Source organism: Aquisalimonas sp. 2447 (assembly GCF_012044895.1).
In the GTDB taxonomy this organism is placed as follows: Bacteria; Pseudomonadota; Gammaproteobacteria; order Nitrococcales; family Aquisalimonadaceae; genus Aquisalimonas.
Map to the genome: position 1 here is coordinate 1,257,952 of NZ_CP050695.1, position 25,806 is coordinate 1,283,757.

Annotated in this window: 29 protein-coding genes; 11 read left to right on the forward strand and 18 right to left on the reverse strand. The window is 66.5% G+C overall.

Annotation, left to right across the window (positions count from 1 at the left end; all coding sequences use genetic code 11):
* Positions 1 to 10 precede the first annotated feature (10 nt).
* The 4 genes from KU884_RS05870 to bioF all read left to right on the forward strand — a co-directional run bounded on the left by KU884_RS05870 (position 11) and on the right by bioF (position 4,541).
* On the forward strand, positions 11 to 1,078 hold the full coding sequence (locus KU884_RS05870) for a sensor histidine kinase (protein ID WP_167781751.1): 1,068 nt from the start codon (positions 11 to 13) through the stop codon (positions 1,076 to 1,078).
* Complete coding sequence (locus KU884_RS05875; protein ID WP_167781752.1) at positions 1,075 to 1,824, forward strand: LytTR family DNA-binding domain-containing protein; 750 nt, start codon at positions 1,075 to 1,077, stop codon at positions 1,822 to 1,824. Before KU884_RS05870 ends, KU884_RS05875 begins: the two co-directional genes overlap by 4 nt.
* 139 nt (positions 1,825 to 1,963) lie before the next feature.
* Positions 1,964 to 3,268: an adenosylmethionine--8-amino-7-oxononanoate transaminase gene (gene bioA, locus KU884_RS05880; RefSeq protein ID WP_167781754.1), complete on the forward strand. Its 1,305-nt coding sequence runs from the start codon at positions 1,964 to 1,966 to the stop codon at positions 3,266 to 3,268.
* Between the two features lie 88 nt (positions 3,269 to 3,356).
* Positions 3,357 to 4,541 (forward strand): 8-amino-7-oxononanoate synthase, encoded by a 1,185-nt coding sequence (gene bioF, locus KU884_RS05885; RefSeq protein WP_167784141.1) that lies wholly within the window; start codon positions 3,357 to 3,359, stop codon positions 4,539 to 4,541.
* A gap of 20 nt (positions 4,542 to 4,561) precedes the next feature.
* On the opposite strand, the gene dacB is transcribed toward bioF, so the two are convergent.
* The 5 genes from dacB to KU884_RS05905 form a co-directional block, all read right to left on the reverse strand.
* Complete coding sequence (gene dacB, locus KU884_RS05890; RefSeq protein WP_167781755.1) at positions 4,562 to 6,040, reverse strand: D-alanyl-D-alanine carboxypeptidase/D-alanyl-D-alanine-endopeptidase; 1,479 nt, start codon at positions 6,038 to 6,040, stop codon at positions 4,562 to 4,564.
* A gap of 81 nt (positions 6,041 to 6,121) precedes the next feature.
* Positions 6,122 to 6,289, reverse strand: a complete 168-nt coding sequence (locus KU884_RS05895; protein WP_167781756.1) for a metallothionein — start codon at positions 6,287 to 6,289, stop codon at positions 6,122 to 6,124.
* Positions 6,286 to 6,510 carry a metalloregulator ArsR/SmtB family transcription factor gene (locus KU884_RS05900; RefSeq protein WP_254432192.1) on the reverse strand — a complete coding sequence of 75 codons (225 nt, stop codon included), beginning with the start codon at positions 6,508 to 6,510 and terminating at the stop codon, positions 6,286 to 6,288. The genes KU884_RS05895 and KU884_RS05900 overlap by 4 nt, the downstream gene beginning before the upstream one ends.
* 134 nt (positions 6,511 to 6,644) lie before the next feature.
* Positions 6,645 to 6,776, reverse strand: a complete 132-nt coding sequence (locus KU884_RS19095; protein WP_256368083.1) for a hypothetical protein — start codon at positions 6,774 to 6,776, stop codon at positions 6,645 to 6,647.
* A complete protein-coding gene (locus KU884_RS05905; protein ID WP_167781758.1) occupies positions 6,773 to 7,744 on the reverse strand; it encodes a matrixin family metalloprotease in 972 nt (323 codons plus the stop codon). The genes KU884_RS19095 and KU884_RS05905 overlap by 4 nt, the downstream gene beginning before the upstream one ends.
* 197 nt (positions 7,745 to 7,941) lie before the next feature.
* Here KU884_RS05905 and KU884_RS05910 point away from each other — a divergent pair, with 197 nt between their 5' ends.
* Entirely contained in the window at positions 7,942 to 8,889 is a 948-nt protein-coding gene (locus KU884_RS05910; protein ID WP_167781759.1) for a universal stress protein, read from the forward strand.
* A 46-nt stretch (positions 8,890 to 8,935) separates the two neighbouring features.
* Here KU884_RS05910 and KU884_RS05915 read toward each other — a convergent pair whose 3' ends face one another.
* Positions 8,936 to 9,700, reverse strand: a complete 765-nt coding sequence (locus tag KU884_RS05915) for an SDR family NAD(P)-dependent oxidoreductase (protein ID WP_167781760.1) — start codon at positions 9,698 to 9,700, stop codon at positions 8,936 to 8,938.
* Between the two features lie 171 nt (positions 9,701 to 9,871).
* Here KU884_RS05915 and KU884_RS05920 point away from each other — a divergent pair, with 171 nt between their 5' ends.
* The gene (locus KU884_RS05920) at positions 9,872 to 10,693 is read left to right on the forward strand and encodes a class II glutamine amidotransferase (RefSeq protein ID WP_167781761.1); all 822 of its coding nucleotides are present in this window, start codon (positions 9,872 to 9,874) and stop codon (positions 10,691 to 10,693) included.
* Positions 10,694 to 11,239, forward strand: coding sequence for a DUF2062 domain-containing protein (locus KU884_RS05925; protein ID WP_167781762.1), 546 nt, complete (start codon positions 10,694 to 10,696; stop codon positions 11,237 to 11,239).
* Here the strand turns inward: KU884_RS05925 and KU884_RS05930 are convergent.
* The 12 genes from KU884_RS05930 to guaD all read right to left on the reverse strand — a co-directional run bounded on the left by KU884_RS05930 (position 11,236) and on the right by guaD (position 22,105).
* The gene (locus tag KU884_RS05930) at positions 11,236 to 12,354 is read right to left on the reverse strand and encodes an ABC transporter ATP-binding protein (protein WP_254432193.1); all 1,119 of its coding nucleotides are present in this window, start codon (positions 12,352 to 12,354) and stop codon (positions 11,236 to 11,238) included. The two genes, KU884_RS05925 and KU884_RS05930, sit on opposite strands and share 4 nt — an antisense overlap.
* Complete coding sequence (gene modB, locus KU884_RS05935; RefSeq protein WP_167781765.1) at positions 12,344 to 13,015, reverse strand: molybdate ABC transporter permease subunit; 672 nt, start codon at positions 13,013 to 13,015, stop codon at positions 12,344 to 12,346. The genes KU884_RS05930 and modB overlap by 11 nt, the downstream gene beginning before the upstream one ends.
* A 187-nt stretch (positions 13,016 to 13,202) precedes the next feature.
* The gene (locus KU884_RS05940) at positions 13,203 to 13,577 is read right to left on the reverse strand and encodes a hypothetical protein (RefSeq protein ID WP_167781767.1); all 375 of its coding nucleotides are present in this window, start codon (positions 13,575 to 13,577) and stop codon (positions 13,203 to 13,205) included.
* A 231-nt stretch (positions 13,578 to 13,808) separates the two neighbouring features.
* The gene (locus KU884_RS05945; RefSeq protein ID WP_167781768.1) at positions 13,809 to 15,467 is read right to left on the reverse strand and encodes a complex I subunit 5 family protein; all 1,659 of its coding nucleotides are present in this window, start codon (positions 15,465 to 15,467) and stop codon (positions 13,809 to 13,811) included.
* Positions 15,464 to 16,945, reverse strand: coding sequence for a complex I subunit 5 family protein (locus KU884_RS05950; protein ID WP_167781770.1), 1,482 nt, complete (start codon positions 16,943 to 16,945; stop codon positions 15,464 to 15,466). The genes KU884_RS05945 and KU884_RS05950 overlap by 4 nt, the downstream gene beginning before the upstream one ends.
* Entirely contained in the window at positions 16,942 to 18,375 is a 1,434-nt protein-coding gene (locus KU884_RS05955) for a complex I subunit 5 family protein (RefSeq protein WP_167781772.1), read from the reverse strand. The genes KU884_RS05950 and KU884_RS05955 overlap by 4 nt, the downstream gene beginning before the upstream one ends.
* Positions 18,368 to 18,667 (reverse strand): NADH-quinone oxidoreductase subunit K, encoded by a 300-nt coding sequence (locus KU884_RS05960; RefSeq protein WP_167781773.1) that lies wholly within the window; start codon positions 18,665 to 18,667, stop codon positions 18,368 to 18,370. The genes KU884_RS05955 and KU884_RS05960 overlap by 8 nt, the downstream gene beginning before the upstream one ends.
* A complete protein-coding gene (locus KU884_RS05965) occupies positions 18,664 to 19,605 on the reverse strand; it encodes a hydrogenase subunit MbhD domain-containing protein (protein ID WP_167781774.1) in 942 nt (313 codons plus the stop codon). Before KU884_RS05965 ends, KU884_RS05960 begins: the two co-directional genes overlap by 4 nt.
* Complete coding sequence (gene mnhG / locus KU884_RS05970; protein ID WP_167781776.1) at positions 19,605 to 19,889, reverse strand: monovalent cation/H(+) antiporter subunit G; 285 nt, start codon at positions 19,887 to 19,889, stop codon at positions 19,605 to 19,607. The genes KU884_RS05965 and mnhG overlap by 1 nt, the downstream gene beginning before the upstream one ends.
* Positions 19,886 to 20,152: a monovalent cation/H+ antiporter complex subunit F gene (locus KU884_RS05975; RefSeq protein ID WP_167781777.1), complete on the reverse strand. Its 267-nt coding sequence runs from the start codon at positions 20,150 to 20,152 to the stop codon at positions 19,886 to 19,888. Before KU884_RS05975 ends, mnhG begins: the two co-directional genes overlap by 4 nt.
* Positions 20,149 to 20,649: a Na+/H+ antiporter subunit E gene (locus KU884_RS05980; RefSeq protein WP_167781778.1), complete on the reverse strand. Its 501-nt coding sequence runs from the start codon at positions 20,647 to 20,649 to the stop codon at positions 20,149 to 20,151. The genes KU884_RS05975 and KU884_RS05980 overlap by 4 nt, the downstream gene beginning before the upstream one ends.
* A gap of 127 nt (positions 20,650 to 20,776) precedes the next feature.
* Positions 20,777 to 22,105, reverse strand: a complete 1,329-nt coding sequence (gene guaD / locus KU884_RS05985) for a guanine deaminase (protein ID WP_167781779.1) — start codon at positions 22,103 to 22,105, stop codon at positions 20,777 to 20,779.
* A 79-nt stretch (positions 22,106 to 22,184) separates the two neighbouring features.
* Between guaD and KU884_RS05990 the strand changes: the two genes are divergently transcribed.
* The 4 genes from KU884_RS05990 to KU884_RS06005 all read left to right on the forward strand — a co-directional run bounded on the left by KU884_RS05990 (position 22,185) and on the right by KU884_RS06005 (position 25,802).
* Positions 22,185 to 22,868 carry a hypothetical protein gene (locus tag KU884_RS05990; protein ID WP_167781780.1) on the forward strand — a complete coding sequence of 228 codons (684 nt, stop codon included), beginning with the start codon at positions 22,185 to 22,187 and terminating at the stop codon, positions 22,866 to 22,868.
* A 66-nt stretch (positions 22,869 to 22,934) separates the two neighbouring features.
* Complete coding sequence (gene mgtE / locus KU884_RS05995; protein ID WP_167781781.1) at positions 22,935 to 24,281, forward strand: magnesium transporter; 1,347 nt, start codon at positions 22,935 to 22,937, stop codon at positions 24,279 to 24,281.
* 328 nt (positions 24,282 to 24,609) lie between these two features.
* On the forward strand, positions 24,610 to 24,930 hold the full coding sequence (locus KU884_RS06000; RefSeq protein ID WP_167781782.1) for a hypothetical protein: 321 nt from the start codon (positions 24,610 to 24,612) through the stop codon (positions 24,928 to 24,930).
* Positions 24,927 to 25,802 carry an HDOD domain-containing protein gene (locus KU884_RS06005; RefSeq protein ID WP_167781783.1) on the forward strand — a complete coding sequence of 292 codons (876 nt, stop codon included), beginning with the start codon at positions 24,927 to 24,929 and terminating at the stop codon, positions 25,800 to 25,802. The genes KU884_RS06000 and KU884_RS06005 overlap by 4 nt, the downstream gene beginning before the upstream one ends.
* Positions 25,803 to 25,806 lie beyond the last annotated feature (4 nt).

A 25,806-nucleotide genomic window follows, 5' to 3' on the forward strand; every position in this document is an offset into this window, starting at 1 on the left:
GAGTGGCGGCGTGGCAGACGAGCAGGGCAACACGGTCCCGCAGGGTGCCAGCGGCTGGGGTGGCATGCGATTTCTCTGGCGGCTGCTCTGGACGTTGGTGTTCAACAGCTTCATCGCCGCCTTTCTCACCGCCATTGGCTACGGCGGCACCTTCGCGGTGAACATGCTGTTCGCCCAGTGCATTGGTCTGAGCATCTTTGCGATGATCGAACTGGTGCCGTTTCGACGGCTGGCGGGTGGCGGACTGGTGCTGGCCATTGTCATTGCCGTGGCTGTCGGGGCGTTGCTTGGGGTCGTGCTGGCGCTGTGGATGACCGGCGTCGCCGATGAACGGGCGCGTGCACCGGTCATTCTGTTCCTGCAGACGGTGGCCATCGCGCTGGTGTTCGGCGGGATTGCCGGCTATTACTTCTTCAGCCGGGAACGTCTTCTGCGCACGCGGACCAGTCTGCAGCGCCAGGAGCTGCTACGTCTCGAAGCCGAGCGAGACAGGGCGGCCACGGAGCTTCGCCTGCTCCGTGCTCAGGTCGAGCCGCACATGCTGTTCAACTCACTGGCCCATGTGCAAAGCCTGATCGACAGCAACCCCGAACTCGGCAAGCGCATGCTCGGCCATCTGATCGGGTACCTGCGGTCCGCGCTCATCCATGCACGCCAGCCACGCGCCCCGCTCGGAGAGGAGATCCGCCTGCTGGAGCATTACCTGGCAGTGTATCGACTGCGGACTGGGGACCGCCTGGACTACCGGATCGACGTCCCCGATGCCTTGCGCACAGCGGTGTTGCCGCCCATGTTGTTGCAGCCGCTGGTGGAGAACGCCATCCGGCACGGGATCGAGCCGGCCATGGAGGGTGGCGAGGTCAGGATTGCGGCGACAGGTGCCCATGGCCGGCTGTCCCTGGTGGTCAGCGATAGTGGCGCTGGATTCGGTGCGGCCGGCGGCGGCACCGGCACGGGGCTGGCCAATCTCCGTGAGCGTCTCACTGCGTTGTACGGTAATCAGGCCTGTCTGCGCCTGGTGGAGAGGCCAGGCGGCGGCGTGGAAGCACGCCTGGAGCTGCCGCTGGAGGATGCATGACAGTGCGGGCTGTGATCGCCGACGACGAGCCGGAGCTGGCCACCTATCTGCAACGCGAGCTGAAACAGGCGTGGCCGGAACTGACCATTGCGGGCGTGGCCAGGACCGGGCCGGAAGCCGTGCAACTGCTGGAGCAGGAGCGCCCGGACGTGGCGTTCCTCGATATCCGCATGCCGGGGCTCTCGGGACTGGAGGTGGCGGCACGGGTTCCGCCGCACTGCCGGGTGGTGTTCGTGACAGCGTTCGATGAATACGCGGTACAGGCGTTCGAGCGGGAAGCGGTGGACTATCTGCTGAAACCGGTGTCGGCGGAGCGCCTTGCCAGTACGGTGGAACGACTGCGGCGACAGCCCGCGGACGGGTTCGGAACGTCCGCGCTGACGGATCTGCTGCAGCGGCTGCAGCCCGCGACAGCGCCGGAGTACCTGCAGTGGATACGTGCCGGTTCCGGTGAGCGGGTCGAGCTTGTGGGCGCCGATCAGGTGATCTATTTCCATGCGATCTCGAAGTACACCAGCGTGTTGACTGCCGATGGCGAATATACAATTCGCACCCCCATCAAGATGCTGGCCGAGCAGCTCGATCCGCAGCTGTTCTGGCAGATTCACCGGGCCAACATCGTCAATGTCCGCCGCGTGGAGCGGGTCCATCGAGAGTTCGCCGGGCGGTTGACCCTGGTCCTCAAGGAGCGTCCGGAGCAACTCACGGTGAGTCGGGCCTTCGCCCACCTGTTTCGGCAGATGTAGCCGTGCCGGGGTTGGCAAAGCTGCCGCTATCAGCAGTGTCGAAGCCATGCCGGGAGCGGCTAACATGTGTCGGATACAACACGTTGCCTGGCCTCGGCAGTGAGTCTGTCCGTTCGTCAATGATTGCGGAGATTTGTCCATGCCCGTAGACAACTGGGACGAGGCGCTGCGTTTCGACCGCGAGCACCTCTGGCACCCCTATACCTCCATGCTTGAGCCCTCTCCCGTGTGGCCGGTGGAGTCGGCCGAGGGTGTGCGCCTGAGGCTGGCTGACGGCCGGGAACTCATCGACGGCATGGCGTCCTGGTGGTGCGCCGTCCACGGTTACAACCACCCCGCCCTGAATGCGGCCATGCAGGCGCAGCTGGCAAAGACTCCGCACGTCATGTTCGGTGGTCTCACCCACGAGCCGGCCATCGAACTGGGCCGGCGCCTGGTGGAGCTCACGCCGGAGCCGCTGGAGAAGGTGTTCCTCGCGGATTCAGGCTCGGTGTCCATCGAGGTGGCCATGAAGATGGCCATCCAGTACTGGCAATCGCGGGGTGAGCCGGGCAAGCACCGCATGCTGTCCCTGCGCCAGGGCTACCATGGGGACACGCTCGGTGCCATGTCGGTTTGTGATCCCGTAACCGGCATGCACCACCTGTTCAGCGGCGTGGTTGCCGAGCAGCTCTTCGCCCCGGCGCCGACCTGCCGTTATGACCAGCCCTGGGACCCCGCTGACCTGGATGCCATGGCCAGCATGATCGAGCAGCACCACGAGGAACTCGCGGCGGTGATTCTCGAGCCGGTGGTGCAGGGCGCCGGCGGCATGCACTTCTACCACCCCGAATATCTGCGCGGTGTGCGGGAACTGTGTGACCGCCATGGCGTGCTGTTGATCGCCGACGAGATCGCCACCGGTTTCGGTCGCAGTGGTCGCCTGTTCGCCTGCGAGCACGCTGGCATCAGTCCGGACATCATGTGCCTCGGCAAGGCCCTGACCGGTGGCACCATGACCCTGGCGGCGACGCTGGCAACCCGCGAGATCGGTGAGACCATCTCCCGGGGCGGCGCCGGCTGTTTCATGCATGGACCCACCTTCATGGGCAATCCGTTGGCCTGTGCCGCCGCCGTGGCCAGCATCGACCTGCTGCTGGCGAATGACTGGCAGGGGGCCGTGCAGCGACTGGAGACCGGGCTGCGTCGGGGTCTCTCTCCCTGCGCTGACCTGCCGGGTGTTACCGATGTGCGGGCGCTGGGTGCCATCGGCGTGGTGCAGCTGGAACAGGCCGTGGACATGCATGATCTGGTGCCGCGGTTCGTCGACGCAGGTGTATGGGTGCGGCCATTCGGGCGCATGGTGTATCTGATGCCGCCGTATGTCATCAGCGACGTGGACCTGACCGCGTTGACCGGGGCCGTGTACCGGGTGCTTGCGGAGGTTCAGGGTCGCCAAGTGTAAACCAGTGGAATCAAAAAAGGTTGACACTGGTCTCGGGGCACTGGACCCTCCCGGCGGGGAAAAATGTCGGGGGAATGCCGTGAGCACGATGCTGGACCAGCGACTGGAAGCCGGCCTTGGGCAGCGCCGGGAGCAGGATCTTTACCGGCGTCGCCGACAGGTGGAGCACCTGCGAGGCGCCTGGCTGCGGGTGGACGGCCGGGATTGCCGGAACTTCTGCAGCAACGACTACCTCGGCCTGGCCGGCGATCGGCGGGTGGCACGGGCCATGTCCGATGCCCTGGAGCGCTGGCACGCGGGCAGTGGCGCGGCGCATCTCATCACCGGGCACAGCAGTGAACACGAGGCCCTGGAAGAGGAATTGGCGGACTTCGTCGGTCGACCCCGGGCACTGCTGTTCTCCACCGGTTACATGGCCAACATGGGCACCATCAATGCCCTGGCCGGCCCGGACGATCGCGTCTTCGAGGATCGTCTGAATCATGCTTCCCTGCTGGATGGCGGCTGGCTGTGCCGCGGGGGCATGGAGCGTTATGACCACGCCGATACGGCCGATCTGGCGACACGGCTGCGGAGCAGTGAGGCGGACCACAAACTGGTGGTGACGGATACCGTCTTCAGCATGGACGGCGACGTGGCGCCGCTTGCGGAACTCGCCGCAACGGTTGCTGCGCGGGATGCCACCCTGATGGTGGATGACGCCCACGGGGTCGGCGTACTCGGGCCGCAGGGTGGTGGCGCTGCCCGGGAGGCGGGCCTGGGCACGGACGCGGTGCCAGTCTACGTGGGAACCCTGGGCAAGGCCCTGGGGACCTTCGGGGCCTTCGTCGCCGGCAGCGAGACGCTGATCGAGTACCTCATCCAGCGTGCGCGGACCTACGTCTACACCACCGCGCCGCCGCCGGCGGTGGCTGCCGCCACCCGTTCCGCACTGCGCATTGCCCGGGAGGAGGGTTGGCGTCGTGAGCATCTGGATGCCCTGGTGCGGCGTTTCCAGCAGGGATTGCGACACCTGGGCTTGCCGGTATCGTCGTCGCGAACTCCCGTCCAGCCCCTGGTGGTGGGCGAGCCTGCGGTGGCGTTGCGCCTGGCCAGGGCGCTGGAGGGGGAGGGACTGCTCATTACTGCGATACGTCCGCCCACGGTGCCGGCGGGCACCGCAAGGTTGCGCGTGACGTTCTCTGCCGCGCACCGCGAGGCAGACGTGGACGCACTCCTGGAGGCCCTGGGACGCCATCTCTCCGGCAGCTGCGCTCCGCTCACGGAGACCTGACAATAATTCTGAAAGGGTTATTACAGGGCGTCGTCCGCGGCATGGTTGAACGCCCAGCGCAGTACAGCGTTCTGGATGGCCGTTCCGGACCCGCGGTGGGCATCCTGGTGGTTGATCAGCACGGCGACCATCAGCGTTTCGTCGCTCAGGTTGCGCACGTAACCGCCGATGCCGGAGACGTGGTTGATCGAGCCGGTCTTGGCGCGGATGCGCCCGGCCTCCGGCTCGCCCCTGAAGCGGTTGCGTAGCGTGCCGTCCACTCCCGCCACCGGGAGAGAAGCCAGGAATTCCGGCATGATCAGGCTGGCGTGGACGTGATCCAGCAGCTCGGCCACATGCTCGACGGTGATGCGGTTGTCCCGCGACAGCCCCGCGACTTCGTCCAGCTGAAAGCCTTCCAGAGCGAGACCCTGGCGGCGTAGCACGTCCATGACGGCTGCACGGCCATCTGCTTCCGATGCCGGTCTCGTGCCTTGCTCCGCGGCAATGCTCAGGGCCAGTTGGCGGGCCATGACGTTGTTGCTGTACTTGTTGGTTGTCTGCACCACGGCTGACAGCGGGCGGGATTCGTGGCGGGCCAGGGGGTCCGCAGTGACGTTGGCCCAGGTGCCCGTGCGCCAGCCACCGGAGAACTCGCCGCCCCAGTGCGTCCACAGTGCATCGAACAGGCCGTGGACGTAGGTTTCCACGGGCAGGCCGGCGCGGTGCAGGCGGCGCGGCCCGCAACCGGCACCCTGGCGGCCTTCCAGGACCGCCAGCGGGGCGCCGGCGTCGCCGGCCAGCCGGTAATCGACATGCCAGCGATACGCCCCGCACCAGACCGACGGGTCTGCCCGGAGACGATTCTCCACCGGCAGGTTACCCAGGGGCGGGTGCATGGACACCCGGACCCCGTCGCCGGTCTGGAGTGATTCCAGCTCGAACTTGATGGCGTTGAGGTTGACCAGCAGCGGGTGTGGCGGCTGGTTGTAGGCGTGATAAGGCCGGTTGTCGAAGGCGCCTGGATCGCGCTCGGCGGCTGCGAACCGGCTGTCGTCGAAGACCAGATCGCCGTCGATATGCGCAATGCCGCGACGGCGCACCGATCCCAGCAGGCCCCAGAAGTCCTCGGCGGTCAGGAACGGATCGCCACCACCTTCGAACCAGAGGTCACCCTGGAGTCGTCCGGCGCGAACCGGGCCACCGGCATGCACCCTGGTCTCCCATGTGTGGCCGGGGCTCAGCGCCTCCAGGGCCGCATAGGTGGTGAACAGTTTCATCACCGACGCGGGGTTGCGCGGTGTTTCGGCATTCACCCGCAGGCGCGGTGAAGCGTCGCCGCGCGCCTGGACGAGGATGCTAACGGCCTCGCCGGGCACGTCCCACTGGTCGAGGATGGCCTGGATGGAAGGGGGGAGCTGATCGCCGGCCATGACCTTCTGGCCGGACAGCAGCGCGACGCCCGCCAGGAGGCAGCAAAGAAGCAATATGGAGCGAGCGTCCGGAATGCGTATGCGCATTCCGGAATAATGCACCGACTTCCGCCCCAGGGGAACTGTTGTCAGCGTTTCCCTGGTCGATCCGTGACCGCGGTCACCGGGTCAGCCAGTGCACTTGCAGCCGACGTGCCCGCAGCCGGAGCCATCGGTATGGCCTTTGGCACAGGAATCGCCGCAGAACAGCTGGCCATTCCGCTCCACCGCCTTCTCCGGCGCAATCACGCAAACACAGTCATTGCACGCACATTTGACGCGATCCACTTCGCTCATGTCGGACCTCCCGAATCATTCGGCTCTTCACGGATGTGTTCCACCATGTTCAGCAACATGGTGCGTACATGCTCATCGCTGACCTGGTACAGCACACTGCGACCCTGCCGGGTGTTTCTGACCAGCCGCGTGGCCCGCAGTAGCCGCAGGTGATGACTGATCAGGGACTGGGACGCGTCCAGCCGTTCCGCCATGTGCCCCACGCTGACAGGCTCATCCATGCAACTGAGCACAATCCCCAGTCGCGTCGGGTCACCGAGCATGCGGAACATCTCGCCCAGTTCAGTCAGTTGGTCGGTGCTCAGCGATCTCACATGGTCAGGATAGTAGATATGAATACATATTCAAGTGTTAATCATAACGGTCGCAGCACCAGGCCGATGACGATGAACGCCACCACGGCCACGGCGATCGCCCCCAGCACCGGGTGGCGTCTGAGGCCGCCGGGTCGGAACAGGTCACGAATGGTGTCGCGGAGTCGCATCATCTCTGGGAATCCTCCACGCCGATGTTACAGGCGTCAGCGAGGGCGGCTCGGTCTGCCGCAGTGAGGGCGGTTCGTTCCCGGTTCGCGGAGGACAGGTCCGCATGCATCACGGCCCGCTGATCGTTCACGTGGCCGATGCCCAGGGCGTGCCCGAGCTCGTGGGCGAGCACCACCCGCAGTTCATTATCTCCCATGGCACGAAACACCCGTATTGCCCGGTCGTCCCCGTGGCGTTGGTAGCGTGCCATCTGGAAGCCGACGCTGTCGGCGGCAGCCCGATTGTATGCGGCGACACGCTCGTTGAACTGCCGGGCGTCCTCCTCGAGCTGCTGTTGCCGGGCGTGCAATGTTTCCTGGCGCTCCTGCAACTGGCGTCGGGCCTCCGGGAGTTGCTGTCTCGCCTGTTGCAGTTCCTCGCGCTCGCGCTCGAGCTCCGCCCTGCGGGCGGCTGTCTGTTCCACGCGGCCGGCATTCCAGTCCGCAACCGCCTCTTCGTGTTGGCGCCCCCGGGTGTTGTACGCGTTCTGCCGGTCGTCGAACGCTGCCAGGTCATCGCTCAGGTGGTCCCGCTCGCGGCGTAGACGCGTCTGTCGCGTCTGCAGGGTCTCCTCCATCCGCGCCAGCTCGTCGCGGTCGCGGCCGCGGGCTTGAGCTGATTCCTGGCGTTCGTCGAATTCCAGGGTGACCGCCATGCCGAGATCCTCGGTTTCGCGGAACAGGGTGTGGTCCGAGGCCCCTTGCCACATGGCGATGGCGTCCCGAAGGGCGCGGCTCACCGTGCTCCGGTCCAGATCGAAGCGGTCATCGACGGCGCCCAAGTGGAGCGCGATGGGGATGTCGCAGTCGTCGGCGATGGACGGTCCGGTGCCCTGCAGCCGGCCATCCCCTGACAGGCCCTGGTTCACCAGCGGTATCATCGCAATACCCGCCAGGGTGACGACGCCGACGTGCCATACGGAAATACGCATGCTGCTCCCGGGAACCGACCTTGCCAAGCCACGCTGTCACGTTGCCACGGAGCCTCGAGGAGAACCAGCACCACGACGTCCATGCCGGAGACTGCGACGAACCCGCACAGGGCCAGGCTGACGATTGACGTGGATCAAAAGGTGGAAGCCGCAACTGTGTTGTTCTTGGCAAAACGATAGGTGATTGGAGAAAGGCCATGAGCACTGCGAACCGCACCCTGATTGTTCCCGTGGACGGGTCCGAGCACGCTTCGGCGGCCGCAAGGTACGCCTCCAGGCTGGCGACGGCGCTGGAGTTGCCCGTTGTCCTGGTGCATGCCTTCCCCGCCTCGGCCACCGACCTGTTCGAGAAACTGGGCGCCGGGACCGAGGGCATGACCCTCAGTCACCTCTCGGGGCAGGGGTTCGAGAGCATTCGCAAGGAGAGTGCGGACACGGCGTTCCAGCGGGCGCGCGAGCACATGGGGCAGGGCCTGAAGGTGGAGGAACGGTTGCTGACCGGTGAAGCCAGGGAAGCACTCCCCCGATTCGTCAACGACCAGGAGGCGCCCCATGTGGTCATGGGTCGGCGCGGTCTCGGTGTCTTCCGGGAGGCATTACTGGGAAGCGTCAGCGAGCGGTTGATCCACGAGGTGGCCGAGCCGGTCACCGTTGTCAGCAGCGGCCAGAACCGGTCTGCCGAGGTCGGCCCGCTGGTAGTCCCCGTAGATGGTTCGGAGTTTGCCGCGACGGCGGTGCGTTATGCCGGGGAGCTGGCCGCCGCGCTGGGCCTGGATATTCACCTTCTGCACGCCTCGCCGGCGACCGCGGGGGAAATCCCTGCACTGGAGAGTCGACTGTTGGACTCCTCGGCGGCCTGGCCCGACGAAGGCGCATTGGCCGAGTTCGGGCAGCAGAGTGGTGACAACGCCTTCGCTGTCGCCCGGGATGTCATCGCCGATACCGGCGCCAAGGGCCTGTACATCAAGGATGTGCGCCGCAGCGGCCATCCGGCGCAGGCGGTGAACGACTATCTGCGGGAGCTCGAGTGCGGGGAGATCGTCATCGGCCGCCGCGGCATGGGACGCATCCAGACCATGCTGTTGGGAAGCGTCAGCCAGCGCGTGCTGCGGGGGGCGACGGGGCCGGTCACGGTGATCGGCTAGGGCCTTGCGTGGTGTGCAAGGACGCGCCCCCGCTGCCATGGCTTGACTACTGTCGGTTCCCGAGCAGTTTGCCGGCGTCCACCAGAACCGTTTCGCCAGTGGTCTTGGCGGCGCCCGTGAGTAGCCACGTCACGGCCTCGGCCACATCCTGTGGCTGGACGCTGTCCTGGAGAGGCGTGCTGGCGGCGTAGGCGGCGCGCTGTTTGTCGTAACGCTCACCCAGGCCGGCTTTCAGCCACCCGGTCTCCACGAAGCCCGGGCAGACCGCGTTGACACGGATTTCCGGGCCCATGGCCCGGGCCAGGGACAGGGTCATGGTGTTGAGCGCGCCCTTGGACGCCGCATAGGCCACCGATGAGCCCACACCGCGAATGCCGGCAATGGAGGAGACATTCACCACGGCACCGCGCCCCTGTGCCTTCATGGACGGCACCACCGCCCGCACCATCTGGTAGGGTCCGATGACGTTGACGTCGAAAATGGCGTGAAAGTCGTCGGCCTGCAGCGCCTCCAGATCGTCGTGACGGGCGAAGCGGGTGGTGCCGGCGTTGTTCACCAGGCCATCAATGCGGCCCCACTGGTCAAGGGCGGCCTGGGCCAGACGTCGGCAGTCCGCATCCACGGCGACGTCTGCCTGCACGGTGATGGCGTCGCCGCCGAGCTCCCGGCAACGCCGGGCCACCGCTTCGGCCTCGGCCTCCCGGCGTGCGTAGTTGACGACCACCCGCGCCCCTGTTGCCGCCAGGTGTTCGGCGCATGCCTGGCCGATGCCGGCCGAGGCGCCGGTGACGATGTGAACGGGTTGGGCCATGGGGTGTCTCCTGTGAGTCCGGCGGGGATGATTGGTGTCATGTGCAGTAAAGCACACGCTGATGGCTCCGGGGCAGGTTGCGCCGGTGATATGATCGGAGCGGGGCGAACGACGAAGCTCATCGTCGAGCCCCGGTTTGTTGTGCCGCCGTAGGGAGAACGGAGGACGTCCATGTGCGAGTTGCTGGCCATGAGTGCCAATACGCCGACCGATCTGTGTTTCAGCTTTACCGGGCTGGCGCGGCGCGGTGGTGAGGCCGGTCCGCACGCCGATGGCTGGGGTGTTGCTTTCTACGAAGGGCGCGGTGTCCGGGTGTTTCACGACCCCGGCGCCAGCGCCTCCTCGCGCATTGCCGAACTGGTGCAGACGCATCCGATCAAGAGCGAGGCCGCCATCTCCCATATCCGTCAGGCGAACGTGGGGAGAATCTCACTGGAGAATACTCACCCGTTCATCCGCGAACTCTGGGGCCGCTACTGGACGTTCGCCCACAACGGGCAGTTGCACGGCTTCGCGCCCCGTCGCGGGGTGTACCGGCCGGTGGGTGAGACCGACAGTGAAGCGGTATTCTGCGATCTGCTCAACGGTATCCGCGAGGCGTTCGACGCCGACACCCCGGATGCCCAGCTCATCGATGCCGTCGTGGCGGCGTGCAGGAACTACGCCCGCTACGGCGTGATCAACCTGTTGCTCAGCAATGGCGAGTGGGTGTTCACCTTCTGCACCACCCGTATGTGCGCCATTACCCGCCGCGCCCCGTTCGGCCCCGCCCGCCTGCGGGATGCGGATGTCACCGTGGACTTCGAGGCCGAAACCACCCCCGACGACATTGTCAGCGTCATCGCCACCGACCCGCTGACCAGTGACGAGCAGTGGGATGCCTATCAGCCGGGCGAGTGGCGGCTGTGGCGCAAAGGCGAGGTGGTGGCCCGGGGGCGTGAAACCGTTCCCGCGCACCGCCATCCGGCGGTCGGTGGCAGTGCGGTGAGCTGAATGAAACCCGCAGGATCCAGTCGCAGTCGGGGTGGTTTCCTGGAACGCTTCCGCGGCCGGCAGCGGGAGTTCAGCCGTCAGGGGCGTGACTGGTTACGCCGCTATCCCCGGGTGCAACGGCTGCTCGAGGCTACTGGCTGCCTCAAGGGTGGCGCCGAGGCCATGGCCCGCGGGGTGGCGGTGGGTCTGTTCATCGGCCTGACGCCCACCGTGGGGTTTCAGACTCCCCTGATGATCCTCGGGTGCATGCTCGTTCGGGGCAATTTCCTCACCGCCTTCATGGTCTCCTGGATCAGTAACCCGTTTACCATGGGGCCGTTGTACTGGGGCTTCCACACCGTTGGGCAGGGCTTGTTCAGGCTGTTGCCGTTACAGCCCGGCGAGGCCTCGGCATGGGTGCTGCGCGGGCCCGGCGATGAAATGCTCTTCACCGTGGTGGGCAGTCTGATGGTCGCCCTGCCCGCGGCCCTGATCGGTTACCTGGTATCGCACCGGCTGTCGGTGGCGCTGGCTGCGCGCAGAAGGCGCCGCGGCCTGCAAGGTTAGTCATTTCCGGCGGCGTTCGCCTCCGGCAGCGATGTCATCACATGAATGCCACTGCTCAGCAGCGACACCCGTGCCTCGGCGCCAGGCTCCAGACCGTTGCGCCGCGCCGCGTGGGTCGACACCGATAGCCGGATGTCGGCCGCGGTGGCGTGACAGTGCAGGGTGATCGACGTTTGTGCGCCGAGCACCACGCACTCGGTGACCGTACCGGTCACCGGGTTCTCCCGCTCACCGCGGGAGGGGCGCCCACGGCGATGGAGGAGGATGTCCGAATCCGGCACGTACCAGTGCACCCGGGCGCCGTGGGGCATGCCGGTGGGTCGTCCCAGCTCCAGTTCCAGTTCGCCCCAGGCCAGTCGCTCGCCCTCCGATCGCCGGACGATCGTGCCCGTGAACACATTGTGTCGTCCCAGCAGTCGCGCGACATGAGGGGTCGACGGATGGCGGAACAGGCGCTCCGGGGTCTCCGTCTGCAGGCTCGTACCCTCGTGCAGCACGCAGATGCGATCCCCCAGTGCGGTGGCCTCCTGGAGGTCGTGGGTCACCAGGATCATGGGGATCTCGATCTGCCGGCGCAGGAGCGCCAGCTCCCGCTGCAGACGCTCCCGGGTCATCATGTCCACGGCGGAGAAGGGTTCGTCCAGCAGCAGTACATTGGGATCCCGTGCCAGGGCCCGGGCGACGGCGACGCGCTGCTGTTGCCCGCCGGAAAGTTCCCGCGGCAAGCGCTGTTCCAGGCCGTCCAGGCGGACGCGGGCAAGCAGCTGGTGCGCCTGCTCCCGGCGACCCTCCATGGGCCCCGACTCCATGGCAAGCAGGAGGTTATCCAGGGCAGTGAGGTGAGGGAACAGCGCATAGTCCTGGAACACCATTCCCACTCTGCGCTGTTGCGGTGGCAGATGGACGCGACGGCTGCTGTCCAGCCATGTCCGATTGCCGCAACGGACGAGACCCTGGGCCTTCCGGTGAAGCCCGGCGATGGCCCGCAGCACCGTTGTCTTGCCGCTGCCTGACGGTCCCACCAGAGCCAGCACCTCTCCGGGCGCCACCTGGAAGCTGGTCTGCAGCGGGATCGGAGCCCTGGCGCGGAGCTGGACGGTAAGACTAGCGGACACCGACCCCCCTTCCCCGGCCGGCAAGACCGTAGACCAGGCCGATGGCGATGAACGAGACCACCAGCAACAGCAGCGACATGGCCCCGGCGGCTTCGTCATCGAAGGCCTGGACGCGGTCATAGATGGCGATGGCCACGGTCTTGGTCTCGCCGTCAATGGCCCCACCCACCATGAGCACGACGCCGAATTCGCCGATGGTGTGTACGAAGGTCAGTACGAAGGCGGAAATCAGCCCGGGCCAGACCAGCGGCACTTCAACGCGCAGAAACGTGCGCCAGGGTGACAGCCCGGAACACCAGGCGGCCTCGCGCAGATGCCCCGGTACCGTCTCGAAGGCCCGCTGGGCGGGCTGGATGGCGAAGGGCAGGTTGAAGACCACCGAGGCAAGGACGATACCGGCGAACGAGAAATTGAGGCCGTCGCCGGTGAGTGCGTGCCAGAGCTGACCGACGGGCATGTCAGTGCTGAAGCTCACCAGCAGGTAGTACCCCAGTACCGTGGGGGGCAGCACCAGGGGCAGGGCAACAAGTGCCTCGACGAAGCCGCGGCCACGGAACCGGTGGGTGGCCAGCCAACGGCCAACGATAATGCCAATGGGCAGGAGGATCACCGTGGTCCACGCGGCCAGTTCCAGCGAAAGGCGAAACGCGGTCCAGTCCACGGGTTACCGGCCCCTCCACGGGAGGGTGTGCTCCGGGAGTGCAGTCTGGATGTTCCGGTAATCTGTCACCAACGTCCGTGCTCCCCTGGCCATGGTGCCGGCGCGATACGGCGGCGACCGTATCCCGTTCACATTTGATCCGCAGGCCGGGGGGCAACGCAAGTGTCCGACTGGTTTTCCCCGCTGATTACTGCGGCGGCCAGCGTACCGCCACCCGGTCGGCCCGCAGTCGGCAGTCCACCGCCTTGCGATGTGCGGCGACGGCATCCGGGAAGCGCAATGGTGCGCCGTCCTCATGGGCGAGGTAGTACCAGGACGTGGCGCCATCACAGTTGCCGCGGAGCCAGACCAGATAGCCGCCGTAGCCATCGCTGTTGGGCGCAATCTGTCCGTCGGCGATGGCACCGCGCTCGCTCAGTGCGCGTGCCCGGGATGGCGGGCAGGGTTGCGCCGATTCCGGCAATCCGGTGATCCGGTCGGGCATTGCTTCACGTCGTCCCGCAACGGGCGGGAACACGACGAACTCGTCCTGCATTGTGTTGCTGTAGTTGGCCTTTTCCATGGATTCTTCTCCTCCACAACGGCTTGGCCTGGTGTTGCTGATTTTGATGTTCCTCCGGCCTGTCCGCAGCGATGGCCGGTGGTCCGGTGCTGGAATCGCACCGGTTTCGCTCTATTGTTCTTATGGGCGTCATGCTGAATATGGGGCAAGTTGCCAGAACCTGAATACCACATTGGTGGTAGGCGATACTTGATTTGCCTCAATTCGGGAAAAGGCTATCGGAAAGGCATGTTATCCGTGTGACAGGATCAACCAGGGGAACACCAGCAGCAGAGCCAGCAGGATGATGCCCGTGCAGACGATGCCCGGTTCGGCGGGCAGTCGGCGTGGGCTGATGCTCCGAATGCGCTGCTGGATGGTCGGCAGGGAGGGAGGCCGCACGGACTCCATGGCGTGTCCTGTGCAAGCGGTAATCCAGGCGTGTGCCCGTTCCGCGGGGATCACCAGATCGCCTTCGGCAAGCGTGGGGCGGTCTGCCCACCAGCGGGTTGCCGCCATGGCGATGGCCAGCCCTGCCAGACCCGGCCAGACCGCGTCCACCAGGTTTCCCGCCTGGAAGGCATACTCCAGGTGCCCCGGAGTGGCGATCAGCCAGGGCAGCACCAGGCCCAGGGCAACCAGTGCCACCCAGGCGAGCAGGGCGTCGGCGGGTATGGCTCCCTTTGGCTCCGGACCTCGGGGCCACGCCACTGCGAGGAAACGCAGCAACAGAACCGTTGTGGTGACGCTGGTGAGGGTAATGATCAGCGGCAGCGGGTCCGGCGCGACGCCCTTCAGTGCGCCCTTGGCGATCAGCCCGGAGGTCATGGGGGCGCCGATGATGGCCAGGGTCGGCAGCAGGGTGACCAGCGCCGCGCGTCGGCCCACGGCTTTCAGGTGATCCATGGACAGGAACAGGGCGCCTTTTGCCAGCGCATGGTGGACAGCAAATACCGTGATGGCCGGGACAGCCACCGCTGGCTGCACGTGTCCGGCCACCAGCAGCCCCACCAGCATCGCCAGCAGTCCCATCTGGCTCACCGTGGAATAGGCCAGCACGGTCTTTGCGCGGTCCTGGAAACAGCCCGCCAGCGCGGCGCTAAAGGCGCCGGCGATGCCAGCGATCATCAGCACATTCCCGGGCGTCGCCAGTTCCGGCAGGCCCGCCGGCACGAAACGCAGCCATCCCAGCAGGCCGGCCTTGACGATGATACCCGAGAGCACCGCGCTGGCCGGCACCGGTGCCGCGGGATGTGCCAGCGGCAGCCAGACATGCACGGGCACGACACCCATTTTCACGGCAAACCCCGCCAGCAGCAGACCGCCCACCAGCGCCGGCCGCTCCAGGTAGCCGTAGGCGGAGACGATGGCGTCGGTGTGTGGGTTGCCCACCCGGGCCGCCAGCAGGAACAGGCCTGCCAGCAGCAGGGCTTCACCGAAGACGGCAAGAGTCAGGTAGATCCGGCCCGCCCGTCGCGCTTCCCCGGTCTCGTTATGGGTGACCAGGCCGTAGGCGGCAAAGGTCATGACGGCGAAGGCCAGATAGAACGATGCGGCATCGAGAGCGACGATGGCGCCAAGGTTGCCGGCCAGTGTCAGCAGGAAGCAGATGGCGAAGCGTGGACCCCGCGTGGTATCGGCGAACAGGGGGCGGGCCGCCACCGCGGCGGCGCCCCAGAGTGCCACGGTTGCGGCGAGCAGCGCCCGGGCCAGAGGGTCGAGCCCCAGCGCGGTGCCCAGCAGTAGCCACTCCATGTCCAGAGGTTTCGCGCCGAATGCCGCCAGTGTGGCGCCGATCAGCACCGTGACCATCACGCCGGCGACCACCGCGCGCTCAGGTAAACGGCCGCCGAGCGCGGCCAGAGCCGTCAACGCGGGGACGCCGGGGAGCAGCGCAAGCAGCCAGGTCATTGGAAATACTCCTGCTCGACAATCAGCTCTACCCAGCTCAGCGGGCTCCACCACGCCCCGGCGAGCAGACCGACACCCACGGACATGATGCCCACGAACAGAATCGGCGCCAGCAGACCCCACGGAGCCTCGCCGGGCGCCTGCGCCTCCTCGGGGAGTGGTCGGAACCAAAGCCTGTGCAGCATGGGCAGGAAATAGATGGCGTTGAGCACGGTGCTTGCCAGCAGCAAGCCGATGACCCAATGGTAACCACCATCCACCGCGCCGATGCCCAGATACCACTTGCTGATGAAGCCGGCCAGCGGTGGGACGCCGATCATGCCCAGGGCGCCCAGAGTGAACATGGCACTGGTCCAGGGCATGCTGCGGCCGACACCGTCCAGCTCAGTGATGGCGTGGATCTCGCGGGTCTCTGCGTAGGCACCGGCGCAGAAGAACAGGGTGATTTTCATCAGCCCCTGGTGGACCAGGTGCACCAGGCCGCCGATGGTGGCCAGCGGGCTGCCCAACGACAGCCCAAGGGCGATGTAGGAGACCTGGCTGACAGTGGAGAACGCCAGGCGTCGTTTGATGTCGGTCTGCCAGATGGCGCGCAGCGAGCCGTAGATGATGGTCACCGAGGCAGCGATGGCCAGACCCTGGGTCAGGTACAGCTCCTGTGCGAGCTCCACGCCGTAGACATCGTGAATGACCCGCACGATACCGAAGGCGCCGGCCTTGACCACCGCCACCGCGTGGAGCAGGGCGCTCACCGGCGCCGGCGCCACCATGGCAACGGGCAACCAGCCGTGCAGGGGCACCAGCGCCGCCTTGACACCCAGCCCCGCCAGCAGCAACAGAAAGATCCCGATCAGTGCGCCGTGGCTGTCCACGCCCAGTTCCGCCAGCGTGCCGCCGGCGACGAAATCGTTGGCGCCGGCCAGGGTGTAGAGCAGCACGATCCCAAGCAGGAACAGGGCGCCGCCGCCGATTGTGTACTGCAGGTAGATGCGCCCCGCCGTCATGGCCTTGTCCACCCCGCGGTGGACCACCAGTGGCCAGGTGGCGAGCGTAAGCAGTTCGTAGAACAGGAATAAGGTGAACAGGTTGCCGGCGGTGGCAATGCCCATGGTGGCCGCCACGCACAGGCTGAAGAAGCCGAAGAACCGGGCCCGGTGCTCAGCATGCTCCAGGTAGGTAATGGCATAGATGGTGGTCACCAGCCACAGCACCGCGGAGAGGGTCAGGAACAGCATGGCGAGGGCGTCGGCGCGAAATACCAGGTCCAGTTCCGGCAGCAGCGGGATGCGCACCAGGAATTCGTGGCCGAGCTGTACGCCGCGCAGCATGACGCCAACCAGAACCAGCTTGATGATGGCTCCGGCGAGGTTGAGAGTGACCCGCAGACGCTGCCAGCGTTCCCCGATCGTGAACACGAGCACTGCCGTGATCATCGACGTCATCAGCACCCACAGGGGCATGGCGGTATACGCCGTCATGGCAGGCCTCCCAGAAGTGCGAGAATCGGCGCCGCCGCCACGCCCAGGGCGATGGCCAGCACGGCCAGGGCCATGGTGGGCCACACCCGCAACCGCCCGGGCCGCGGACCTTGGTGATCCACCGTGGGGCCAGCGGAGCGCAGGAAGGCGAAGCGCAGGACCCGGAACATGTAGGCCGCGGCGAGCAGACCGCCCAGGGTGAGCACCACCAGCCACCACCATTGGCCGGTCTCGGCCGCGGCGCGCAGCAGCAGCCACTTGGCGATGAAACCACCGCTGGGGGGCAGCCCCATGATGCTCACCGCCGCCAGGGCGAAGGCGAACAGGCTGATGGACAGTGAGCGGTCAAGCCCCGAGATCTCCCGCAGCCGGTCATGCCCCACATAAGCGATGACGTTGCCGGCGGCCAGGAACAGTGCTGCCTTGGCAACGCCGTGGGCGAGACCGTGATACACGGCGCCCTCCCAGGCCAGGGCCACCGCCATGGGGAAGAACAGCAGCATGTAGCCGAGCTGGGCGACGGTGGAGTAGGCAATCACCAGCTTCAGGCGCTCCTGGAAGAATGCCCGTACGGAGCCATAGAGAATGGCTACAGCGCCCACGGCGCCCAGGAACTGGCCCGTCGGCGCTGTAGCCAGCCCGGCCAGGGGCTCGGTCCACAGCCGCAGCAGCAGGTAAACCGCCGCCTTGACCACCAGCGCCGACAGCAGGGCGCTGGCGGCGGCCGGGGCGCCGCCATGAGCCGCTGGCAGCCACACGTGAAAGGGCACGATGGCCGCCTTGATCATGATGCCGAGGATCAGGCAGGAGGCCGCCAGGGCGCCGGCAAAGCCGCTGTCCGCCAGCGGGTCGGCCACCAGGGAGAGGTCCAGCGTGCCTGCGATGCCGTAGATCAGTGCTACACCGGCCAGGTACACCAGCGAGCCGAACAGCGCGAACAGCAGATAGCGCAGGGTGGCGTCGGTGGTCTTGTCGGCGCCGGCCAGCAGCACCAGCGGGATGGCCGCCAGGCTCACCAGCTCCAGGGTGACGTAGATATTGAACAGATCGCCGGAGAGGAACAGCGCGTTGAGGGAGCCCCACAGCAGCAGCCACAGGGCCCAGAAATGCGAGGCACCCGCCGCATGACGGCCGTGGGAGGCCAGCGCGTACACCGATACCATGGTTCCGGTCACGGCGGTGAGCAGCAGCATCACCACCGCCAGGCCGTCGGCGTGCAGGCGGATTCCCAGGGGCGCTTCCCAGCCCCCGAGAACGTGTTCCACCGATCCATGGACGGCAACATCCACGATCAACCAGCCGGTGAGCGCCGCGGTGAGCACCGTGGTGATCACCGGCAGCAGCGGAATACCGCGGCGGTCGGTGACGAACTGCAGCACCCCGGCCAGAAACGGGATGAACACCAGCAGCGCGGGCAACGCCTCAGTCATCACCGCGCTCCGACTCCATGCGGCGGTTCAGTGCCTGCCGGCGAACCAGGGCCAGGCCGAAAGCCGAGGCGCTGACGGCGATCACCAGGCCGGTGATGACCATGGCGTGGGGTACCGGGTCCGGCCCGCCCGGCAGCCAGCGGGCGATCAGGATCATGCTCATGAACACGCCGTTGCCGAAGATGTTGATGGCCAGAATGCGCCGGAGGGGGTGCGGCTGGGCCACGAAGCCATAGAACCCCAGGGCCATGAGGGCGGCGGCGGCGATGGCGAAGACGTCCACTCCCATCATGATTCACCCCGCCGCAGGCCGTGGGTTCCAGTGAACAGCAGCAGCAGGGACAGCGCGATGGACAACGCCAGGCTGTATTCGATGACCAGCATGACCGGGTAGATGAAGTCCGGCGGGTAGGCCATGAAGGCCCCCTCCAGCGGGATCAGCAGCAGGCCGGCAGCGGTAAACACCACAGTTCCCAGAACCAGCAGGGCGCGGGTGATCAGCGCCGTATGGGGCACGCCGTGCAGGCGCCCGCCCAGCACCAGCAGCACGCCGGCGCCGGCGAGGGTGGCTCCGCCCTGGAAAGCGCCGCCGGGGCTGTGGGTCCCCGCCCACACCAGATACACGCCCATGAGGAGCACGGCCGGTGCAAACGCCGTGACCAGCACCGGCACTAGGGGTGTATCCACGGTGACGTCCTCGGCCCGGGGCTGGTAGGTCAGTGCCGCGCGGCACAGCAGGGCTCCGATCAGGGCCATGAGCACCACGCCCATCTCCAGCAGCGTGTCGTAACTGCGGAAGTTGAGCAGCACCGCGGTGACCGGCTGCTCGGTGCCGGCGGCATCGAGGTTGTTCAATGCCAGTTCACCGGCACCGCCCGGATGACCATCCAGGGACGTCAGTGCCACCAGCATGGCGAGGCCGAACCCGGCGCTGCCGATGCCCGCGAGCCAGCGGGCCGGCAGCGGTGCGCGGTCATGGCCGCAGGCATGGCGTTCGCCGGCATCCAGCGCTCGCCAGGTGCCCAGCAGCAGCACTCCCAGAAGGCCGGCGCCGATGGCCGTCTCCGCCAGAGCCAGGTCCGGCGCCTCCAGGCGTGCCCAGGAGAGGCCCAGCAGCAGCCCGATGACGATGAACAGGACGATGGCACGGAACACGTCGGTGACGGTGACACAGCGCCAGGCCAGGAGCACCAGAATGAACACCAGAAGGGCGTCGAACAGCGCCATCATCAGCCCTCGCCCTCCTCCCGCAGGTGGTGCCGCGCCACCAGATGGCAGGCAACGGAGGATGCGGTGACCGCCACCACCCAGACCAGGGCGATGAGCAGCACCAGGCGCCAGGAGTCGGCCAGCAGCGCCACGCCAATGGCCAGCATGCCGAGGCCGGCGTTGTCCGCCTTGGTCACCGCGTGCAGCCGCGAGTAAATGTCCGGGAAGCGGAGCAGTCCGGCTGTTCCTGCCAGGAAGAACAGCAGTCCGATGATGATGAAGGCCCCGGCGACAAGTTCGATCATTGGCTGTCCTCGTCGGTCCGCGGTCGGCGCACGAACGCAGTCGCCACCAGAGCGGCGAAAAGCATGAAGATCAGTGCCGCATCCACCAGCGCCGGCATGGCCAGGATCTGTGAGAGCACCAGCAGGATGGCGACCATGGACGTTCCGGCCAGCTGGATGGCCAGCATCCGGTCGGCGCGAGTGGGCCCGCGGAAGACCTGGATCAGGCCCAGCCCGAACAGCGCCAGGAGGATCACGGCCGCGCTGGTGAGCAGCATGCTCATGGGCGCTCCCCGTCGCCGGACTCCAGGAACAGGGCGTCGATGGCCGCCTCAACGCGCGCCAGTTCTGCCTCGGTGTCCGCGGTAATGGCGTGCACACGCATAGTGTCGCCACGGAGGTTCGCCGCCAGTGTGCCCGGGGTGAGGTTGACCGTGAGCAGGAACAGTGTGCGGCTGGCCGGGTGCTGCAGCCGCAGCGGGTAGTCAAGCCACCGGGGCTGCATGGGCATGGCCGGATGCATGGCCCGCCAGCCCACATCCGCACCACCCAACACGGAGTTGTACAGGAACAGGGCCATGAACCGGAGTAGCCCCAGGGGCCGCGGCGTGAACACCATGCCCGGCGCCACCCAGGCACTGATGGCGGCAGCCAGCAGGGCGGCGGCCAGGCCGTAGGGCAGACCTTCACCGCCGGTGAGCAGTAACCACACCGTCATCAGGGCGGCGGCGACGGTCAGCGCCCAGGTCAGTCGATGTGCAATGCCGGAAGAGGGCGTCATGGGATCAGTGGATCCTGTCCTGGCGCATCCCGGTGCGGGGGCGTATAGGCCAAAAGCCCGGAGGCTAACATGTGGGGGCGCAGCGTGCAGAGGTAGCTATGCCCTGGTGCGCGGGGAGTGTCGACAGTCAGCCGTGGGTGCTGCGGTGCGCCGTCACCGGCTGCCCTGCCACATAGGTGGCTGCTATGTGGCGCTCGTCCCCGAGTGTGAACAGCGCGAACAGGGTCTCCTCCGGGGTGGTGACTGCGGTCCGCCGGGAAGCCAGGGGAGACGCCTCAGGGTCGAGAATGACAACGTCTGCCTCCATGCCCGGTGCGAAGTGCCCGATACAATCCTCCAGGCCCAGGGCTTTGGCACCGCCCCGCGTTGTCAGGTAGAGAAGATGCGCCGCTGACAGCGGCAAGCCGTATAGCGCCCCGATCTGGTAGGCGGTCGCGGCGGTGCGCAGCAGGCTGAAGCTGGTGCCGGCACCGATGTCCGTGCCCAGTCCTGTCGTTACGCCCAGCGCTGCCTGGGTTGGGTAGTCCATCAGGCCGCTGCCCAGGAACAGATTCGCCGATGGTGCGAATGCCGTGGCACCGCCATGGTCGGCCAGGCGTTGGCGCGCTGCCGGCGTCATGTGGATGCAGTGGGCGAACACAGCGCCGGGTCGAACCAGCCCGAAGTACTCGTAGACGGCCAGGTAGTCCTCCGCCCAGGGGAACAGTTCGCCGACCCAGGCGACTTCCGCCGTGTTTTCCGCCAGGTGGGTCTGCACATAAGCTTCCGGGCATTCCAGGGCCAGCTGTCCGGCGCCGGTGAGCTGCTCTTCACTGGAGGTGGGGGCGAAGCGCGGGCTGATGGCGTAGGTGAGGCGCCCGGCCCCGTGCCAGCGCCGCAGAAGCTCCCGGGACTGGGTGACACCGGATGCTGCGGTGTCCCGCAGCGGTTCGGGGCAGTTGCGGTCCATCATCAGCTTGCCGGCGGCGACGCGCATGCCCCTTGCTCGGGCCGCCCGCAGGATGGCGTCTGCAGAATGGGCGTGGACCGTACCCATGATCAGTGCGCTGGTGGTGCCGTTGCGCAGCAGTTCATCCATGAAGAACTGCGCTGTTTCCTCCGCCACTTCGGGGTCCGCGAAGCGCTCCTCCGCGGGGAAGGCGTAGCGGTGCAGCCAGGCGAGCAGCGCTTCGCCGTAGCTGGCGATGATGTTGGTCTGCGGACAGTGAGTATGAATATCGATGAAGCCAGGGACCACCAGCCGGCCGCGGAAGTCGTGGACGGGCGGATGGTCGCTGCCCGCCTGTGCGAACACTGTGGTCGCCGGGCCGACATTGCGGATGACGCCGCCTGCAATGTGCAGCGCGCCATCCGTGAAAACGTCCAGGGCGTCCGTTCCCGCCTGGGGGGCAACGTCAGGTCCGCAGGAGACGACAGTGCCGCGGATGATGCAGTCATGGCGGTCGGTGTTGGGCATGGCAGTCCCGTTTCATGGTCACGCGTCAGTGCGAACACGTATACTCCGGAGCCGTCTGCGCGTCCAACGGAGAGAGGCCATGTCCTTCACCATCGCTGCCCGCGGTGCTCTTGGCGCCGGTGTACTGCTGTCCAGCAGTGCCTTTGCCGCCGGTGGCCATTTCGTTGTCGACGATACAGGGGTCACGGAGACCGGCCGTCTCGCCCTGGAGAGTTGGTACAGTCGTGCTTCTGCAGGCAATGACGAGAGAGCCGCGGTCCTTGCCTACGGGATCGCTCCGGGAGGTGAGTTAGCCCTCGAGGGCGGTCGCGAACGCGTCGACGGCACGAAGGCCGACCGCATCGGTGCCACCGGCAAGTGGAATCTTGCCGATGCAGCCCTGGAGGGGCTGGGCGTCGCCGTGGTGGGCGGTGTCTTCTTTGACGCGGATCGGGACCGCTTTCAGGAGGCGGAGGTGTTCTTCCCGGTGGATGTCCCGCTCGGGGATGGTCGCGCCATGTTCCGGTACAACCTGGGATGGTCCCATCAGCGGGACGCCGACGACCGTAATGTTGCCGCCTGGGGCTTCGGTGGCGAGGTGGCACTGCTGTCGCGCCTGGATCTGCTTGCCGAGATCTACGGTGATCAGCGCGATTCCACGGAAGTGCAGACGGGCCTGCGCCTCCACCTGGCAGAGAACGTGACCCTGGATGCGGGCTATGGCCGCGAACGCCGCGATCGCGACGAGGACTGGTGGACCGTCGGGCTGGCTGCAACGTTCTAGACAGATCTGCCTGGTAGCGTCGCTGTAACGCGCTGCTTGATGCACAAGTAACCAAGGGAGAGTCCGATGGATAAGAATGAGGTGATCCGGGAGCTGCTGTCGCTCTACGAGGGTGACCATTGGGATGCCCTGGACAGCCATTTCGAGGAGATGGCCATCCAGGATATCGCCGAGGCCATCAGCGAACTGGACTCCTCCGACGCCAAGAGGCTTCTGCTGCGCCTGCCGCGGGATCGACAGCCGCCGGCATTCGCCTACGTGTCTCCGGAGCTGCAGGAGGAGCTGCTGGAGGAGCTCGAGGAACAGGATGGCCGTTTCATTCTCTTCCACATGCTCCCGGACGACCGCACGGCCCTGCTGGAGCGCCAGGATCCGGATGATCTCCAGCGCTTGCTGAGGCTGCTCTCGCCGGAGAACGTCAAGGAGGCGCTGCGCCTGCTCGGTTTCCCCGAGGAGAGTGCCGGACGCATCATGACGCCGAAGTTCCTCACCGTGCGGGTGGGCTGGACGGTGGAGCAGGCCCTTGATCATGTGCGTAACCGCAGCGAGGCCGGCGAGACCATCAACGTGGTTTTCGTCACCGACGTGCGGGGTGCGCTGCTCGGGCGCGTGCGCTTGCAGGATTTCGTTCTCGGTCGCCCGGATCGCCGCATCGAGGAGGTCATGCGGGGAGATCCGGTGAAAATCCTGGTCTCCGAGGACCGGGAGGAAGCTGCCCGACTGATGAAACACTACGACCTGGAAGTCCTGCCGGTGGTGGACGACACCGGCGTGATGCTCGGAATCGTCACCATCGACGACGTCATCGACGTGGTCGAAGAGGAGGCCACCGAGGACTTCCACAAGATGGCCAGCGTCGGCGCCTTCAACTACAGCCTGCGCGAGGCGCGGCCGTCGCTGCTCTACCGCAAGCGTGTGGGCTGGCTCGTGCTGCTGGTGTTCGCCAACGTCTTCGGCGGTACCGCCATCGCCTACTTCGAGGAAACCATCGAGGCGGTGGTCGCGCTGGTGTTCTTCCTGCCCCTGATCGTCGACTCTGGCGGTAACGCCGGTTCCCAGTCCGCCACCCTGATGGTGCGCGCTCTCGCCACCGGCGACGTGCGCACAAAGGACTGGTTGCGCCTCTGGGGCAAGGAGCTGGGTGTCGCGCTGGCCCTGGGGATCACCATGGGCCTGGCGGTGTCGGTGCTGGGCATCTGGCGCGGCGGGATGGATCTTGCCATGATCGTTTCTCTGGCCATGGTGTGCGTGGTGGTCATGGGCAGCATGATCGGTATGCTGCTGCCCTTTGTACTGACCCGTTTCAACCTCGACCCGGCGGCCGCCAGCGCCCCGCTGATCACCTCCATCGCCGACTTCTTCGGCATCCTGATCTACTTCTCCATCGCCACGGCGTTCCTGACCCTGCCGTGACCAGCCGGTGACCCGGTCGGGTCGTCCGGGGCCCCCTCGCACGGGGTCCGGACGACCCGGATACCCGTGACGCTCGCCGGCCCCTTTCCGGAGCGGCTGTTGTCGTAACCGCCGCATCTCCCCATCAATCAGTGGTTTGTAAACCATTGTTTTTTTGGTTTATGTCGGCACACCGAAAGTCCGCGAGTGGGGCTCTTCGAACTTGTGGAGTACATCACGCTTGTCCCGTCGGCCGATGAATACACTGCGCACATCGAGAAAACGAAGAGAGCCGGAACGGCTACCCGAAGACGTCGTTCCGCTTCAGCTTTTACGGCGGGGGATCGTCATGGGGTCGACAGTTGTCTACAAGCCATTGTCCATGATCGTGCCGGGGGAGCGCCTGGCACGGGATCTCGTCGACGAAAACGGTCAGGTGCTGCTCGAGGCCGGGGAATCGCTGGATGCCCGCCACTGCCGTCGCCTTAGCGTCTGCGGCATCGAGACAGTGGCGGTGGAGGGGGCCGACGGTCACGCACTGGAGACTTCCCGCCGTGCCTCCGTAGAGCGCTCCCTCGAGCACCTGTTCCGGCACTGGCGTGCCTCTCCGGGCATGAACCACCTGCGTGCTCTTCTGGCGCATCACCGCCGGGAGGAATCGCGCCAGTGACCGTCCACCACCGCCTGGATACCGAGCAGGCGCTGCGACACCTCCCCGGTTTGCCGACCACTCCCGCTACGGCTCTGGCCGAGTTGCGGGGGGCCGACGTCTGCTCGGAGCGTGTTGCCGAAATCCTGCAGCAGGACAGCGGCGTTGCCGCACGCCTGCTGCGGGTTCTCGAGTCCCCTTTCTTCACCGCCGGCGAGCCTGTGGAAAGCGTGCACGCGGCGTGCGGGCAGTTGCCGGTGAAAAGCCTGGAGCGGGCTGTTATCGCTTCTGCGGTGCTGGGCCAGTTCCCGGGGGGGCGTGGAGATGGTCTTGATCGCTACGGCTTCTGGGAGCATTCCGTCGGCGTCGGGGTGATTGCTCGAACCCTGGCGGAATCCCTGGGCGAAAATGCGGAGCTGGCATTTACCGGCGGACTGCTGCATGACGTCGGTCGCATTGTTCTGGACGTCTACTTTCCGCGGGAGTTTCTGGGAGTGCTGCGTTACCGCCAGCGCCACGATACCTGGATCCGGGACGCCGAACTCGCGGTGCTTGGCTTCGACCACTGCCGTATCGGCGGCAGAGTTGCACGCCACTGGGGGCTGCCCGAAGATCTGGCCGAGGTCATCCGGTGCCACCATCAGCCCGACGGTGCCGGTGTACGTCACGCGGCGACTTTGATCGTGCACCTGGCCGACGTGCTGGCCCGCGGGCTGGAGTTCGGTGATCCGGGCGACGATACCATCCCGCTGCTCTCCCAGGTCGCGATGAAGCGCCTTGGCCTGAACTGGGAGGCGTTGCGGATCGGGTTACAGCAGGTGGAAGGGCAGTTGCCCGAGGCCCGGCGGCTGGTCCATGCCACCATCGGCGCGGATACCAGTGCTACAGCTTAAGGGC